Genomic DNA, 15,244 nt, shown 5'->3' on the forward strand with positions numbered 1-15,244 from the left:
CTTTCGGGAAGCAATTACCAACCATACCTAACACAGGAACCAAGCATGAACCGTGTCAGCATCAAGGGTGAACAACATCCGATTAAAAAAATCTTTAGCGATGACTTTATGTTCACCATTCCCCTCTACCAGCGTCCCTATGCTTGGACAAAGGAGGAAGCTGGGGAACTGCTGGAAGACCTGCTAACATTCTTGGGAGATGGTAACGAGACGATTGATGAACTCAACCCCTACTTTCTAGGCAGCATAGTTTTGATTAAATCGGAGCAGCCAGCCGCTGAAATTGTAGATGGTCAGCAACGTCTAACGACTCTCACCATACTACTAGCTGCTCTCAGGGCATCATTGCCAACAGAACACGCCAATGACTTGACCACTTTTCTATACCAAAGAGGCAGCTTGATTGCGGGTACTCCTAATCGTTACCGTTTGACTTTGCGCGAGCGAGATGCAGACTTTTTCAAGGAATATATTCAAAATGAAGGTGGTATTAACAAGCTCAAAGAGTTGAACAGTGTTGAGCTGATGGATAGTCAGAAGCTGATTAAAGAAAATGCACATTTATTCTTGCAACGTTTCCATGCAATAGGCGAACATTGCTGTATACGCCTTGCCCAGTTCATCATTACTCAGTGCTTCTTAGTAGTGGTTTCTACGCCTGACTTTGACTCTGCATATCGGATATTCTCTGTGTTGAACAATAGGGGATTAGATCTTTCTGTAACTGATATCTTGAAAGCTGACATTATCGGAAAAATACCCGAAAGTCAACAAGAAAAATATACTAAAAAGTGGGAAGATACCGAGGAGAATCTGGGACGCGAGTTATTCAAAGATTTGTTTTCTCATATTCGCATGATTAAGGAAAAGAAAAAACTTAGCAAGAGTATCCTTAAAGAGTTTCAAGAAAACATCAATCCTGCGGCTGGGCCTCAGCAATTCATTGATGAAATTTTAGCTCCTTATGCTAAGGCTTTTTCGGACATTTACAACTTAACCTATGAAAGCGAGGCGCGTGCACAGGAAATTAATCAACTATTTAAATGGTTAAACAAAATTGATAATTTTGACTGGGTACCACCTGCCATTCTCTACCTATCTCGCAACCGTAACCGTAATAACCCCGATAATTTGCTGCGTTTCTTTAGAGATTTAGACCGCCTTGCCGCAGGTTTAATGATTGTCCGCGCCAATATCAATGAGCGCATAGAACGTTACAGCAGATTGCTTACTGCTATTGAGCAAGAGGAAGATTTATTCAATTCCTATTCACCGCTCCAGTTTACTCCTGAAGAGTCAAACAATATCCTTAGAGTCCTCGATAGTGACCTTTACCTAATGCAAAAAATTCGTCGTTATGTTTTGGTGCGCTTAGATGCTGCTCTGTCAGAAGGTGAAGCATCTTACAACTTCTCCAATATTACTGTCGAGCACGTACTTCCCCAAAATCCAGGTGCTAATAGTGAGTGGATGAAGTGGTTTGCTAATCAGCAAGAGCACGCTCAATATGTACATCGTCTTGGCAACTTAGTTTTACTATCTTGTGCGAAAAACACTCTGGCACAAAATTATGATTTTGATGTAAAAAAACAGAAGTATTTCACCACTAAAACAGGTGTTTCACCCTTTGCACTTACTACCCAAGTGCTGCGGGAACAGGAATGGACGCCAGAAGTAATCGCTCGACGACAGAAAGAGCAGATTAATGTTCTCAAGAATCTTTGGCGCTTATAGGATAATTGAATTGGATATCAAATTGCTATTATCTATCCATCAGCACAAAAGCCAGAGCTAAAATTAACAATCAAACCAGAAATTGCTTCGGGTGCATCTGGCGCAAGGAAGAGGGCGAAGCATGACCGCATATAAGTTATTAGTTATCATCTCCTATTTTCTGCGGTCATGCTTCGCCCCTACGCATATATTCGCTTGCATTGAGATGCACCCATTGCTTCAAGATTGAAAGCTAAAATCAAAGGAAAAGTTACTCATCCATAAATTAAAATAGAACCCTGTTGTTGGGTTCTCTTCTTGTTCTTGCGAACGAAACATGAAAAAAATTGGCGCGGCCTACACTGCTCTATCGAACAGTTCGGTCGTACATTACTGATTATAGCTTGCTTCTTAGCAGAAGGCAACCCATATTTCTAACTTGCCCGAAGGCTACACAGCCCAAAACCTACATCCGATGGCTCGATAGGATTGGTTACACCTCTGCTAAAAAATCGCAATTCATCTGCGTTTATCTGCCCCTATCTGCGGTCAAAAAAATCTAAATCCCGCAGCACAAACCTTACTTTTTCGGCCGCTGCTGCTGGTAAACGCTGACAACTTTGTCCGCATAAGTAGCAGTGGCGCCACTTTTGCAAGCTGCGGATTCTCCTGTCATCCACCAGCAAGCGGCGCGGCGGATAGCGGTTAATTCATTGTTGCTGCTAGCTTTGTATTCGTCGCGCAGCAAATCGCCGACGATACAGGTAACAATTGTTTTGGCTTTTGTGGCGTCGGCTTCAAATTGTTGCGGTGTTAAATCTTGTTTGGTACAGAATTTTGCCCAGCGGGAAATATTATTCGGTAAAACTTGCCACTGACTGTACATTCCGTCATTTGCGGTTTGCGGCGGGGCGGCTTGTCGCAGCGCTTCTACGAGGGCGGAAACTTGCGCGTCGGTGACTGCGGCTGCGGCTGGAAGTGTTTGGAATCCGAGACTCACGATTAGGCTGCTGAGTAGTAGATTGGTTTTTGCGATCGATTTAAAGTTCATTCACAATTCCCTGTTTTAATCAAAGTTTCCTGCACAAGGTTTACCTGAAAGGCGATCGAATGCCTCTGTCTTAAGTATGATTTGCTTTTTAAATTTGAGGGCGATCGCGCTTATTATAGAAATTAGCCAAGAATTAAGATAAAATTGTGGAAGTACAACCCAGGGAAATTCGACGTTACACTACAGCAGAGGGTAGGGCACCATTTACCGAGTGGCTTGATGCCCTCCGCGATCGGAATGTTAGAGTTAGAATCAAATCTAGGCTTGACCGAGTTGAGCAAGGTAATCTCGGAGATGTCAAGTCAGTAAAAGAAGGAGTTTTTGAACTCAGAATTAATTATGGGCCGGGCTACCGCGTCTACTTCGGACAAGTTGGGTTGACAATTGTCGTCATCCTAGTAGCCGGAGATAAAAGCACTCAAGAACAAGACATTCGACAAGCTATAGTATACTGGGAAGATTATGAAAGACGTGAAAGCACCGACAAGTGATAGCTACCGCGAGTACCTAATTGAATCTCTCAAAGAGCCGGAAGAAGCTGCTGCCTATATCTGGGCTATTTTGGAAGAAAAAGACCCTGAACCCGCACTTTTGAGAAATGCTATCAGAAAGGTGATTGAGGCTAGAATCAGGATGAATGCTCTTTCGGAGTCGGCAAAAGAACATCACGAAAAACTCGACAAGATGCTGACTGAAAGCGGCGGTTCGGAAATTTACAGTTTGGTAGAATTGCTTGAAGCTTTAGGATTTAAACTAGAAATTAAGATCGCAAATATTGAGTTGCCGGCCGAGTCGGAATCAACAACTTTTGTGGAATCAGAATTATGCCCGGAACCTGCTAATCTATAACGAGTTGGAAGTCGATCGCATTCTGTGCATCGGTCAGGGCGGGTTTATAGATATTGTGAATGTGAATCAAAGATTTTTTGTGAACCCGCCCCTACAAATATGGTCGTTAATTCACCGAGAATCATATCACCGCTCTATCGCAAAATCTAACAGTCGGTGAGCCATTTCTAGCTTGCTGCAAGGTGCAATTTCTACTTGCTTCCCGGCGGTATTAATTAATATTGCTTGATTGGTATTGCTGCCGAAACCTGCACCTATTTTATCGATCGGGTTTGCGGCAATTACATCCAGCTTCTTAGCCCGCAATTTCTCCAACGCTGGCTTGACAATATCCCCAGTTTGTGCTGCAAAGCCGATGAGCTTTTGGTGCGGCTGCTTCAAGTTCCCCAACTCTGCCACAATATCGGCTACAGGCGCTAACGGTAAAGAATTGGGGAGCGATCGCTTTGGCAATTTCTGATTACTGCGATCGACTGGTTTGACATCCGCCACCGCCGCCGCCATCACCGTCAAATCGGCATCGTGAAAGCATTCTAGCATCGCCTGTCGCATTTCTTGGGCGCTGGTAACTGCGATCGCCCGCACACCAGACAGAGGCAATTCGCCAGTTATGCTGTGTACCAGCGTCACAGCCGCGCCGCGATGCAGTGCAGCTTGCGCCAAAGCTATGCCCATTTTGCCCGTGGAAGGATTGCCGATAAACCGCACCGGATCGAGGTGTTCTCGGGTTCCTCCCGCACTGATTAACACCCGCTTGCCCGCTAAATCTCGATCGCCCTTGGTATACAACAGCGACTCAATATGAGGCAAAATCTCATTAGGTTCAGCCATCCGGCCAACACCCGCGCGATCGCACGCCAGCATTCCCGCCCCCGGATTCGCCGCATGATAGCGCCGATAAGTCAACACTTCCCGCCAATTCCGCTGCACCGCAGGCTGTTCCCACATATCAGTATTCATCGCCGGCGCCAGCAAAATTGGGCAAGTAGAAGCTAAGACAGTATTAGTCAACAAATTATCAGCAAAACCCCCCGCCAGCTTAGCCAAAGTATTAGCAGTCAGGGGAGCGATCGCAAAAACTTCCGCCCATTCTCCGAGTTGAATGTGCAGCGGGCGGCCGTGATTTGCTTGCCAAAAATCCTTGTCTGTAAAAGCAGGATGGCGGGAAAGAGTAGCAAAAGTCAAAGGCGCGACAAACTCCCCGGCCGCATCCGTAAGAATTGCTTTAACTTCAGCTCCTGCTTTTGCTAAAGTTGAAACTACTTCACAAACTTTGTAAGCGGCAATCCCGCCACTAACGCCGATTAAAATTCGTCTACCTTTCACCATAGGATTTTATATTTTAGATAGGGAGCATCTCAGTTTTGCATATAGTGCGAGCGTCCCCGCTCGCGAGTATTATACTGCTCGCGAGCGGGGACGCTCGCACTATAATGAAAAATGCTTTTTTCAAAAATGAGATGCTCCCTTTAGATAAAAAACGACTTACTTATAATATTATTTGGATATAAGATTGGTTGGTAGTGAGGACTTTAGTCCGCATCCATGAAGGACTAAAGTCCTCACTACCAACCTTGTTTCATATTTCAATAAAAAAGAATCAAGAAAGAAGTTGAGATGAAAACAGACAAAAATCCATAACTCATCTGTTCAATCCGCAACAAAATATGCTGCTAACTTCTTCCTCAATCCCGTCGAAATTTTGAGCTAGATTTTTAAGCCTATGCTTCGTCGTAGGCTTCCATATCCAGAAGGTGGAGATAGGGTTCAACCATCTCCGGCCGCTGAAAGGCAAGCGATCGCAACAAATGCCAATCATTCAATCCCTCAAAAGGATCTGTATAATCGTCAACCTCCAAACGGACAGCCAATTCTGCCACGTCCTGAGAAGTAAGTACAGCAATATCGCGCGATGCTTTGGTTAAAGTTTTCATTTTTTGACCCTGCCCGAGACTTCCGCCATACTATATCCTAAGCCTTTAATCAGATTTAGACACAGTTTCTACAACAAAACTTCGCATTACATCTACAACTTCCGGCAGAATCTCGTGTCCCATGTTAAATTCTCGATACTGCACGGGTGCTCCCCAAGCAGTCAAACTCTCGCGCGATCGCACCGCAGCACTAACGGGCACAATATTATCTTGAGTACCGTGCACGATCGAAACAGGCGGCAAAGCACTCCCAGCAACGGGCGAAATCGACGAGTGCAAATAACCGCTCAGACAAATTAAACCAGCTACGGGCAAAGTCAAACCCACATCCAGAGTCATCGCCCCGCCTTGAGAAAAGCCTCCTAAAATCGTCCGAGACAAAGGCACGCCCGTGCTGCTTTCCAAAGACAGCAATAATTCCTTCAGCAATTCCCTGCTTTCTACCAATCCCTCAGCATCTTTGTTTGCCAAGTCATACCACATTTTGCCACCCATTACCTGGGGATGGGGAAACGGAGCATCGGGAAACACAAACTGATAATCCGGCAAATTGAAAGCCGGTGCTAACGCAGTCAAATCCCGAGCATTAGCACCCCATCCGTGCAAAGCGACAATTAAAGCGACTGGTTTGCGATCGGTGGTTGGCGGAATGCTAATAAATTGTAAAGACATCGTAATTAGTAATTGGTAATCAGACCTTACTACAATGATAAATTGTCGCGGCGCGTAAAATCCCAGATATTTGTTTTCGGTAATATTTAAATGTAAATTAGGATGTGCTTGCTAATATCGTTTCCGGTTGCATCGGTATTGTTTAAACTGTCAACTGTCAATTAAGGATCGCAAATTAAATAATTTATACATATTTGTGGGATGGGCGTCCCGCCCGTCTAGAAAGAACGGGTTCTCCCGCCCATCCCACAATAACAATAAAAATTGTAAGTTATTTAATTCTCATTCCTAAGAGGGCCCGCACTCTTGGCACCGCCATATAACTGTCAACTGTCAACTGTCAACTGTCAACTGTCAACTGACGCGTACCGCTGATGAAATATTAGCAACTGATTGCTCGGGCTGTTGCCGCACGGGTACCTCAATCCAGAATTCAGTTCCCTCTCCCGGAGCCGATACGCACCTGAGCGAACCTTGATGTTTTTCCACTATTTGATAGCTAATCGACAATCCCAATCCGGTACCTTTGCCTACAGGTTTGGTAGTAAAAAATGGCTCAAACAAACGTTGTTTTACCTTCTCCGTCATGCCCGCTCCATTGTCCGCGATCCGCACGCACGCACAATTATAACTTAAAAGTTCAGTGCGAATCACAATGGTAGGTAAAAAAGGCGACTCTGAGGAAGATTTTGCGATTAAATGTTTATTTTTTTCGCCGTCATACAAAACATCAATCGCATTGCTTAAAATATTCATGAATACCTGATTTAATTGTCCTGCCCAGCACTCCACCAAGGGCAATTTGCCGTATTCTTTGATAATTTTAATGCCGGGAAAATCACCGTTAGCTTTTAGCCTACCGTCCAAAATCATCAAGGTACTGTCAAGGCCTTCGTGAAGATCGACCGACTTCATTTCAGCTTCATCCAAACGCGAAAAATTTCGCAGAGAAAGCACAATCTGGCGGATGCGTTCGGCTCCTACATTCATCGATTTTAGGAGTTTAGGCAAGTCTTCACTAATGAATTCCAAATCGATCTCTTGTAGTTTTCCTTGTACTTCTGGCGTTGGGTTGGGATATTGCTGCTGGTATATTTTCACAAGTTCCAGCAAGTTTTGAGTATATTCGCCTGTATGGCTCAGGTTGCCAGAAATAAAGCAGACAGGATTGTTAATTTCGTGAGCGACTCCAGCCACCAACTGCCCCAAGCTGGACATTTTTTCAGTTTGGATTAGTTTTAATTGCGCTGACTGTAAATTTGTCAGTGCCGTTTCTAGTTCAGCGGTGCGCTCTTTTAGTTGAATTGTACGATCGCGCACTTGGTGTTCTACTTTGGCTGTACGTCCTAGAGACATCAACAGGTAAGCCGTCAAGCTGCCACTCATCAAAAGCCCGATCGCGCCAATTGCCAGCGAACCCTCATGGGCGCTCAGACTATCGTACCCCTTTCCCGGCAAAACTAGCAGCATCCACTGGCGGTCTGCTACGTTGAATGTGCGAGTGCAAGCACTCTTATTTTCACAGATAGGTTGCCGGAGATTAGTTAACTCTGGATGTTCTAGTTGTGGATTATCTATAAACTGCTTGGTTTGCGAGTCGTAGCGCATCAAAAACCGTTCTTTTTCTGTGGCGGAGTTGTCATAGAGATAAAAATTTATGTGGTCTAAATTCAGTGATTCTAAATAAAAATTGACCATATTGGTAATCTGAAACACACCTGAAATCACTCCCCTGAGGTTTTCGCGGCTGTTTGCCGAGTTATCTGGAGAACTTGCGCGGCCAGGTACTGGCAGAAATAGTTGCACTCCAGGTCTATCGTTCTTAATTAATTTAATCTTCCCCGAAGCAGCTATTTTCCCGGTATTCACCGACTTCTCTAAAGCTGCTTTGCGTTCGGGATTGGAAGCCAGATCGAAACCCAGTGATTTTGTATCTGCTTCCAGGGCTTCTCTGTACGTGACAGGAAAATATTCCGATCGCGCTTTTACTGGTACAGGCTTTTTGTCAGCATCTCGCTCGTAGATTTGAAATGCCCGAAAACCTTCGGCTCGAATTGTCTGTTCGTAAGCTGCTTTGTCCGCAGCCGGGACGCGCAAAACCCAGTTTACAGAAAAGACGGCAGCATTTCGGGACAGTGCCGGTTGAACGAATTCCCTCAAATCTTGTCTGCTAACTTCAGCAGATGCGCTGTAGAATGCTTGAATTGAGTACAGAAAATCTAAGTTTTTGTTGATGCTTTGCTGTAAAGTCGCATTCAGGCGATCGGCTTGCTGATGAAATTCTGCTGCCATCCGCTGATTTTCCCAATTCCAGACAACGGCAGCCGCTATCAATGACAAGCCGGCACCCGTGCAAAGAGTCAACGCTGCTGGAATGTAGCGGCGATACGACTGTAAATTTTTCGTCAGTGAATTAAACCAATTGCTCGCAACATTCATATTTCCAGAGTTTTTGGCACCGGAGTGCGATTCGTTTAAATAGTTCTGAATTTCCTTGATAACACGATCGACAGCGCAGAAACAAGATTGTGTCAAAACTTAAGATCGCACAAATATGAATTTATCTTCATAAAGTTCGGTTTCTACGAAAATATTAGTTTGGTAACGACAATATAACAATTACTTTACCTCAGTATAGTGCGCCGAATGCACCTTACACAAGTAGCAATTCGCACTTGATTGTTAAATTTGAGTGGGCGCTACACACCTTGCCTAAATAGCAATTTGCACTTAACCGTCAACACGAAGGTGCGCTTATTACTTTGTGCGAGTAATAATTCGCACCTTTGTGTTGATTTAATTGTATGCAACCCACACCTTACTCAAGTGGCAATTTGCACCTTACAAAATAGTCCCAATTTCCTTCAAATACACCCGAGTAAACGGTTCCCCATCCTCCAGACTGTACTGTTCGATCAAACCTTGGCGGCGGATAGAAATACTATTGCCTTCCCGCACCACCACAGTATCATCATCAGTGCTTTCTCTGAGCAAAATCATCTCTGTTTCCCCCGGATTATCCAGCACCACCATATTACTGCCCTGATAAAACATTCCCTCAGCTTCCAAAACATTTTCGGGATATTCAGCAATCAACAAATCGAGTTTAGGATTTCGCAGCAAAGTTTGCACATTAAGATTGTAATTTTTATGCAAAACCTTTTCAGAACGGTTGACAAAAAGTCCAGTGCGACAAACAGCACCGATTGTCCAATCAGGATGTTGCAACAGAATGTGGTCAATTGTTTCTTGCAGTTCGTGTACCGAAATTCGGTTGAACGTAATAATCGGAATTCTGGCTGACTTTCCAGAATCAAAGAAAGTATCAATAATATGTGAAGGCACATCAACCCCTTCTCCGACAGCCGGGTTGAGGTGCATAAAAATTCCCGGCGCGGCATTGATTTCGATAATCCCAAAATTCCCGGTTTTCCAAGATTTGGCGAGAGTTTCTGTGACAACATCAATCCCCAAACAAGTTAACCGAAAATGCAGGGCGATATCTTGAGCTAAAACAATGTTATCCGGGTGAATGGTGCGGGTAGCATCGATGCTGACGCCGCCTGCGGAAAGATTGGCTACTTTGCGAAGAGATACAGTGCGATCGCGCTCTACGACACTATCCAATGACAGCCCTTGTTGTTCCAGGTACATTTCCATCGCTTCGTCGGACTGAATTTTGCTCATCGCCGAAGTTGGCGTGTCCAAGCGTTCTGGTTTGCGGTTTTCGCGGCGGATCAATTCCCGAATAGTTGAGTCGCCGTCCCCTGTTACCCAAGCGGGCCGACGTTCAGTTGCAGAAACAAACTTGCCGTCAACGCACAGCAGCCTAAAATCCGCTCCTTTGATGCTATTTTCCACAATAACTCGCACGGGCCATGTTTCGGGAATTGCGTTGACTGCTCTTTTAAAAGCCGCCTGCAATTCTTCTGCATCTCGGATATCTGCGGTGACGCCAATTCCTTTATGACCGACTACTGGTTTGATAGCAACTGGGTAGCCAATTTCTCTCGCAACTCCCAGAGCTCCGTTTTCTGTGGAGACGATATCGCCTTTGGGAACTGGAAATCCTAAGGTAGCAAGAAAAGCTTTACAATCGTCTTTGCGCGTGGTAAAATCCGAGTCTAAATGGCTGTCGGAATCAAAAGTTGTGGCAGAGCCACGCACCAGTTTTTTACCGTAACCGTATTGCATCAATCCTTCATCCCACAAATAAAATGTGGGAATGCCTTTTTGGGATGCCGATCGCATTAATGAATAAACTGTCGGGCCTCCGTAAACAGACTGGCGGAACATATTTTGCAGCGCGCCAATTTGTGCTTCTAGGGGGAAATCTTGATTTTGATTGATGGCTTCAAACCAATCCCAAACAGCGTAAACTACGGCTCTGGCGCTGCGGGCGTGAATTGCTTCTATGCTGATTCTGCTAAAGTGAGAAAATGGTTTGACGTTCCAGTGTTGGAAGTGCAAACCCATGTCGAGTTTTGCTACTTCTGAGGCGGTGCGGCCGAACAGTTGGGCGTGGTTCGTGAAGGTTTCGCCTAGTAGTTGCGGGTAGCGATCGCCAATAATTTCATGATAATGTGCGATCGGCTGTGGTGCGATCGCCTCCGTCACCGCAAAATCGAAAACTAAAGCCGCTGTTTCTAAATAAGGGTTTGGCCCGATGTAATGTTTGAAGTTGAAAATATCAAAAACATCGGTTTTTCTAGCATTGACGCGGGTTGTCTCGGTATTTTTTTCTTGAAGCATTTTTTGACCTCCTTTGAGCTAACTTGTCACACTAGCTCTCTTGTCGGCGCATTGGATACTACCTGCGGGCATAGATATTAGAACTCTTGCAAAAATACAAAGCACCCCATCCCAACCCGAACCTTGAATCAGGTCCGGGAGCAAGATTATTCTTGTTTCCCCCCTTGTTAAGGGGGGACTTGCGGGGGGTGAATTTGACGGGAGCAAGAGCTCTATTGTAGAGTCTCAGACAGATGAGGTATTTCCGGTAATCGGTAATCGATCGCGCATTTGACGTACTCCCCGGCATGAATGCACGGGGATTCTTAAAGGATGTTACGAAGCGGGCTTAAGCTGCGCTTCTCCACTCTTCTTCCTGCTTCTCTGATTCTTAACTAGACTGTTGCCAGTCCCCGTCAGACCATCTCCACAGGCAATTTCGTCCAGGATGCGTCCCACCCCAGAGATCCCACGATTGCGGATCACTTGCGCGGCTGCAACATCTCTATGAGTTATGTAGCCGCATTCGGGACAAGAATGAATCCTGTCCTTCAATTCTTTTTTGCCAGTATGGGTGTCGCACTGTGGGCACACTTGGGAGGTAAAGTCTTTATTTACCTTGCCAAAGTAAACGCCGCGCTTCCAGCATACCCATTCCAAGATGGATACAAATTGACCAAACCCAGCGTCTAAAGTATGCTTACCGAGCATCCCTTTAGCCCATGCCCGAAAGTCAATATCCTCTACAAACAACATCCCCGCGCCGTCACAAAGTTTGTGAGCTAGCTTAAAGTGCCAATCTTTGCGGGTATCGGCAATGTGTTGATGAAGTCGTGCAATTTTCTGATTGAGCTGGCGTCGATTGCCAGAGCCCAGTTTTTTATGCTTCAGTCTGCGTTGCAGTAATGTCAACTCGCGTTGCAGTGAATTTAGAAACTTTGGGCGCTCTATCAGCGCGCCTTCAGAAGTTGCAGCAAATTTGTCCAGCCCTAAATCAATTCCAACAGGGTATCCTGTGGGCACAGTGTCAGGGACGCTAACAGCGCTTTCGAGTGTCAGCATAAGAAAGTATCCAGAAGCCTTACGAACAATTCGAGCTTGCTTAACTACAAACCCGTCAGGAATTTCGCGAGACTTGATATACCCCATCCACCCCAATTGAGGCAGCTTGATTTGATTACCCTTCAAGAATTGACTTTTGCCCATTTGTGGATATACAAATGATCGCATTGCATCACGCTTCTTGAACCTGGGGAACCCCATTCCCTTGCGCTTCATATCTACAAACGCGGTTTCAAGTTTCCTTAAAACCTGCTGCAAGACCTGAGCGTTGACTGTTGCTAACTCAGGAAAAACGGTCTTTGCTTGAGTTAGCGCATTGGCTTGTACGTAGTAGTTTGGGTATGGCGCATCCGCTGGAATCATGTACTCAGAGGTAATTGAACAAGCATTAATTGGGCACTTACGCGAGTTGTACCAGTCTTTGCGCTCACGCAAAGCAAAGTTCCACACCTTTCTACACACATCTAAAGTGCGCTCAATCAGTTGGATTTGCTCATCCGTGGGTATTGCCTTGTACTCGTAAGTTAATGTCAGCATTGTTCAATTACCTCCTACAAAATACTACACCATTTTGTAGGATTATTCCGGGCTGAACTCAAAACATTTTGACGCTGCTGGCTTAAGCCTGCCTCTAGCTTTCATACCCTGCGGGAAAGACCGGGGTTCTCAGCATACGCACTATAGACTCGATCGGGTTTTTGGAGGTACAGACGCCACCGTTTACAAATCCTGACATTCGCAGAATCTGGCATACCTCATGGGGTGCGATCGCCACTATATTGCAGAGAGAGGGAGAGAATGGGAGAGGGGGAGAGGGGGAGAGAGGGAGAGGGGGAGAATTGCCCAATTACCAATTCCCAATTACCAATTCGCCATTACGAATACTAATCACTAATGACTAAATTACTAATGACTAAATTATTAATCACTAATGAAAAAAAGCTATAACTTTTGAGAGGTACACGGCCAATTAAAATTGGCTATGACTGTGAAAAAGGATTTAAGAGGCAGAGAATTATGAAAATCGCACAAACTGCTCTCAGGGATCAAGTTCATCAATTAGCTGAGGAAGCATTTCACTTGAAGCTGATTTCTGGGTACGGTGACGGTCAACATAGCAACGAATATCAGATTGTCTGGAACGGCAAACCCCGACACCTGCCTTTGGAACGAGCGCGTACAGTATTGAGCAATTTGATCGAGCGATCGCACTAATTCGCGATCGAACTAATCTAGAAGCGCCGATCGACCCGGTTGATACGAAAAATAAGAGGTTTATGGGTGAAGTCTCCAGTCAGAAATCGGGTTGATACCCCGTCGCGCGTCCAAGACTGTAATGTAAACTCATTTTTTGACCCCTCCTCCATGGCCTGAGGAGGGGTTAGTTTTTTATAAAAAATCGCGTTACAGCCCCGCATTCGAGCGAAATAACCGGAATGCTTGAGTTGCGTGCTTCCAACACCTATCAAAATCAGATGTTTATTCTGTATCAATCTCTACCTTTTGGCAGTGTTAGGAAACAAAAATGTTATGTTTTAGTGAAATATAATCCATTAAGAGTGCAGATCGTATGGCTGGCAGCGAAAATCAGGGAAAGTTGCTAATTATTGGCGGCGCCGAAGACAAAGACGGGGATTGCAAAATTCTGCGGGAATTCTTGCGGTGTGCTGGAGGCACTAAAGCCCGCATTGTAGTGATGACGGCTGCTACCAGCCTCCCAGGAGAAGTCGGAGATAATTACATCAGAGTGTTTGAGAGGCTGGGCGCTGAAGATGTGCGAGTGGTTGACACCCAGAAAGCCGAAGATGCTGACAATCCAGATTATTTAGAAGCGATCGAACAAGCGACTGGCATATTCTTTACCGGCGGGGAGCAAGCGCGGATTATTAGCTGCTTGAAAGATACCAAACTCGACGCAGCTATGCACAAACGCTACTCCGAAGGGGCGATTATTGGCGGCACCAGTGCAGGCGCGGCGATGATGCCAGACATGATGATTATTGAAGGAGACTCCGAGACAAATCCTCGCGTTGACGTGGTAGCAATGGGCCCGGGAATGGGTTTCCTGCCGGGAATTGTCATCGACCAGCATTTCGCCCAGCGAGGCCGTCTGGGACGCTTAGTTGCTGCACTCTTGTTGCAACCAGCAGTCTTGGGATTTGGGATTGACGAAAATACAGCTATTTTAGTCAGCGGTGACGTGGTTGAAGTCATTGGCGAAGGGGCTGTAACTGTCATCGACGAGTCGGAAAAACTCCACGACAATATGGATGGACTGTTGAAGGATGAGGCTTTGGCGATTTGCGGGGCCAAGTTGCACATCCTCCCCCACGGATACCGGTTTAATTTGAAAACTCGCCAGCCGATGCTCGATAGGGTAGCAACGGTAGCATAGTCAGAAAGGGCGATCGGGCAACTTACCTGCAACTGTCCAAAAATCTCAAAATTATCTAGGGTGCGATCGATCGCACCTTAGTGCTTGAACGAAGTATAGCGGATCGAGCTCTCCTATGAGGTACGTTGTTGGGCTTGGGCCCTCTTAGTTTAGTGGTTATAGAAGCTGCATGAGAGCGGACTGAAGTCCGCACTACAAACCTTTTTGTTCGTAGTGCGGACTTCAGTCCGCAGCTTTTTACGGACTGAAGTCCGCACTACGAACATTTTTGTGATGGTAATCCACCGGACACGATCTCAGGGTTAAAAAAACCTGATACTTCGTCCAAGACACTAATAAAAAGAAGAGGATTTTACCTCTTCTTTTATTGCTGCCGTTTCTGCTTTTTTAAGCACTTTTTTGTTCGTCAAAAAACGACTGCTGCCCATCTTCAGTCGATACTAAATTCCACCCTTGAGTTATCAGCCTCTGAAAAGTTGCCCATCCCTTAGAACCCCCTGGCTCCATGTAGTCCGAAACCGCGAACTGCGGAAAAGCTGTATAAGGCCGCCACGCTTGACGAGCTTCGGTACGCAGGTGCAATATCTTTTCTCCATTGCCTCCCAATCTGGGCAACCAACACATTTGTTTTAGCATTTTTAACACTCCAGAGTTTTTACAGTAACGGTAATTCGTCAACATCCCAAATTAAACTTTTAGAGCCATCTTAGCCGCTGCTCGGAAGATCTAACAGGTAACAGGGACGGATGAAATTTTCACCGATTACCAATTACTGAGGTAGCAGCAGTCGTTTAAGCTGATTTTGGTTCTGCACAGTTTCCCAGTCTTTGACTAAAA

At 45.5% G+C, this 15,244-nt stretch carries 13 protein-coding genes; 5 read left to right on the plus strand and 8 right to left on the minus strand.

The features are described from left to right. Positions 1–45: 45 nt before the first annotated feature. Entirely contained in the window at positions 46–1,734 is a 1,689-nt protein-coding gene (locus JGK14_RS01520; protein WP_325314700.1) for a DUF262 domain-containing protein, read from the plus strand. 559 nt (positions 1,735–2,293) lie between these two features. On the opposite strand, the gene JGK14_RS01525 is transcribed toward JGK14_RS01520, so the two are convergent. Next, positions 2,294–2,764, minus strand: coding sequence for a hypothetical protein (locus tag JGK14_RS01525; RefSeq protein WP_293210501.1), 471 nt, complete (start codon positions 2,762–2,764; stop codon positions 2,294–2,296). 146 nt (positions 2,765–2,910) lie between these two features. On the opposite strand from JGK14_RS01525, the gene JGK14_RS01530 reads away from it, so the two are divergent. Next, positions 2,911–3,255 carry a type II toxin-antitoxin system RelE/ParE family toxin gene (locus JGK14_RS01530; protein ID WP_293176310.1) on the plus strand — a complete coding sequence of 115 codons (345 nt, stop codon included), beginning with the start codon at positions 2,911–2,913 and terminating at the stop codon, positions 3,253–3,255. Then, the gene (locus JGK14_RS01535; protein WP_293196319.1) at positions 3,227–3,613 is read left to right on the plus strand and encodes a helix-turn-helix domain-containing transcriptional regulator; all 387 of its coding nucleotides are present in this window, start codon (positions 3,227–3,229) and stop codon (positions 3,611–3,613) included. Before JGK14_RS01530 ends, JGK14_RS01535 begins: the two co-directional genes overlap by 29 nt. A gap of 126 nt (positions 3,614–3,739) precedes the next feature. On the opposite strand, the gene coaBC is transcribed toward JGK14_RS01535, so the two are convergent. From coaBC to JGK14_RS01565, 6 genes are all read right to left on the minus strand, one after another. Next, positions 3,740–4,942, minus strand: a complete 1,203-nt coding sequence (gene coaBC / locus JGK14_RS01540; protein ID WP_325314701.1) for a bifunctional phosphopantothenoylcysteine decarboxylase/phosphopantothenate--cysteine ligase CoaBC — start codon at positions 4,940–4,942, stop codon at positions 3,740–3,742. 392 nt (positions 4,943–5,334) lie between these two features. Then, complete coding sequence (gene isiD, locus JGK14_RS01545) at positions 5,335–5,547, minus strand: protein IsiD (protein ID WP_106150386.1); 213 nt, start codon at positions 5,545–5,547, stop codon at positions 5,335–5,337. A gap of 45 nt (positions 5,548–5,592) precedes the next feature. Further along, positions 5,593–6,219 carry an alpha/beta hydrolase gene (locus JGK14_RS01550; RefSeq protein ID WP_293176306.1) on the minus strand — a complete coding sequence of 209 codons (627 nt, stop codon included), beginning with the start codon at positions 6,217–6,219 and terminating at the stop codon, positions 5,593–5,595. Between the two features lie 354 nt (positions 6,220–6,573). After that, on the minus strand, positions 6,574–8,658 hold the full coding sequence (locus JGK14_RS01555; RefSeq protein ID WP_293191632.1) for a CHASE domain-containing protein: 2,085 nt from the start codon (positions 8,656–8,658) through the stop codon (positions 6,574–6,576). A 402-nt stretch (positions 8,659–9,060) separates the two neighbouring features. Continuing rightward, entirely contained in the window at positions 9,061–10,971 is a 1,911-nt protein-coding gene (locus JGK14_RS01560; protein WP_325314702.1) for an ATP-binding protein, read from the minus strand. A gap of 315 nt (positions 10,972–11,286) precedes the next feature. Further along, positions 11,287–12,549 carry an RNA-guided endonuclease InsQ/TnpB family protein gene (locus JGK14_RS01565; RefSeq protein ID WP_293210493.1) on the minus strand — a complete coding sequence of 421 codons (1,263 nt, stop codon included), beginning with the start codon at positions 12,547–12,549 and terminating at the stop codon, positions 11,287–11,289. A 480-nt stretch (positions 12,550–13,029) separates the two neighbouring features. Here JGK14_RS01565 and JGK14_RS01570 point away from each other — a divergent pair, with 480 nt between their 5' ends. Both JGK14_RS01570 and JGK14_RS01575 read left to right on the plus strand, forming a co-directional pair. Then, positions 13,030–13,227: a hypothetical protein gene (locus JGK14_RS01570; RefSeq protein ID WP_293149664.1), complete on the plus strand. Its 198-nt coding sequence runs from the start codon at positions 13,030–13,032 to the stop codon at positions 13,225–13,227. A gap of 355 nt (positions 13,228–13,582) precedes the next feature. Then, entirely contained in the window at positions 13,583–14,407 is an 825-nt protein-coding gene (locus JGK14_RS01575) for a cyanophycinase (protein ID WP_293176300.1), read from the plus strand. A 387-nt stretch (positions 14,408–14,794) separates the two neighbouring features. Here JGK14_RS01575 and JGK14_RS01580 read toward each other — a convergent pair whose 3' ends face one another. Continuing rightward, a complete protein-coding gene (locus tag JGK14_RS01580; protein ID WP_293176298.1) occupies positions 14,795–15,043 on the minus strand; it encodes a hypothetical protein in 249 nt (82 codons plus the stop codon). Positions 15,044–15,244 lie beyond the last annotated feature (201 nt).

This window comes from Microcoleus sp. PH2017_28_MFU_U_A, from assembly GCF_020738035.1.
Taxonomy (GTDB): domain Bacteria; phylum Cyanobacteriota; class Cyanobacteriia; order Cyanobacteriales; family Microcoleaceae; genus Microcoleus.

What these genes read in the sequence shown, in the direction of transcription:
- isiD (WP_106150386.1), bottom strand. Translation starts at nt 5,547, where the DNA reads ATGAAAACTTTAACCAAAGCATCGCGCGATATTGCTGTACTTACTTCT.
- JGK14_RS01550 (WP_293176306.1), bottom strand. Translation starts at nt 6,219, where the DNA reads ATGTCTTTACAATTTATTAGCATTCCGCCAACCACCGATCGCAAACCA.
- JGK14_RS01555 (WP_293191632.1), bottom strand. Translation starts at nt 8,658, where the DNA reads ATGAATGTTGCGAGCAATTGGTTTAATTCACTGACGAAAAATTTACAG.
- coaBC (WP_325314701.1), bottom strand. Translation starts at nt 4,942, where the DNA reads ATGGTGAAAGGTAGACGAATTTTAATCGGCGTTAGTGGCGGGATTGCC.
- JGK14_RS01570 (WP_293149664.1), top strand. Translation starts at nt 13,030, where the DNA reads ATGAAAATCGCACAAACTGCTCTCAGGGATCAAGTTCATCAATTAGCT.
- JGK14_RS01520 (WP_325314700.1), top strand. Translation starts at nt 46, where the DNA reads ATGAACCGTGTCAGCATCAAGGGTGAACAACATCCGATTAAAAAAATC.
- JGK14_RS01580 (WP_293176298.1), bottom strand. Translation starts at nt 15,043, where the DNA reads ATGCTAAAACAAATGTGTTGGTTGCCCAGATTGGGAGGCAATGGAGAA.
- JGK14_RS01565 (WP_293210493.1), bottom strand. Translation starts at nt 12,549, where the DNA reads ATGCTGACATTAACTTACGAGTACAAGGCAATACCCACGGATGAGCAA.
- JGK14_RS01525 (WP_293210501.1), bottom strand. Translation starts at nt 2,764, where the DNA reads ATGAACTTTAAATCGATCGCAAAAACCAATCTACTACTCAGCAGCCTA.
- JGK14_RS01560 (WP_325314702.1), bottom strand. Translation starts at nt 10,971, where the DNA reads ATGCTTCAAGAAAAAAATACCGAGACAACCCGCGTCAATGCTAGAAAA.
- JGK14_RS01535 (WP_293196319.1), top strand. Translation starts at nt 3,227, where the DNA reads ATGAAAGACGTGAAAGCACCGACAAGTGATAGCTACCGCGAGTACCTA.
- JGK14_RS01575 (WP_293176300.1), top strand. Translation starts at nt 13,583, where the DNA reads ATGGCTGGCAGCGAAAATCAGGGAAAGTTGCTAATTATTGGCGGCGCC.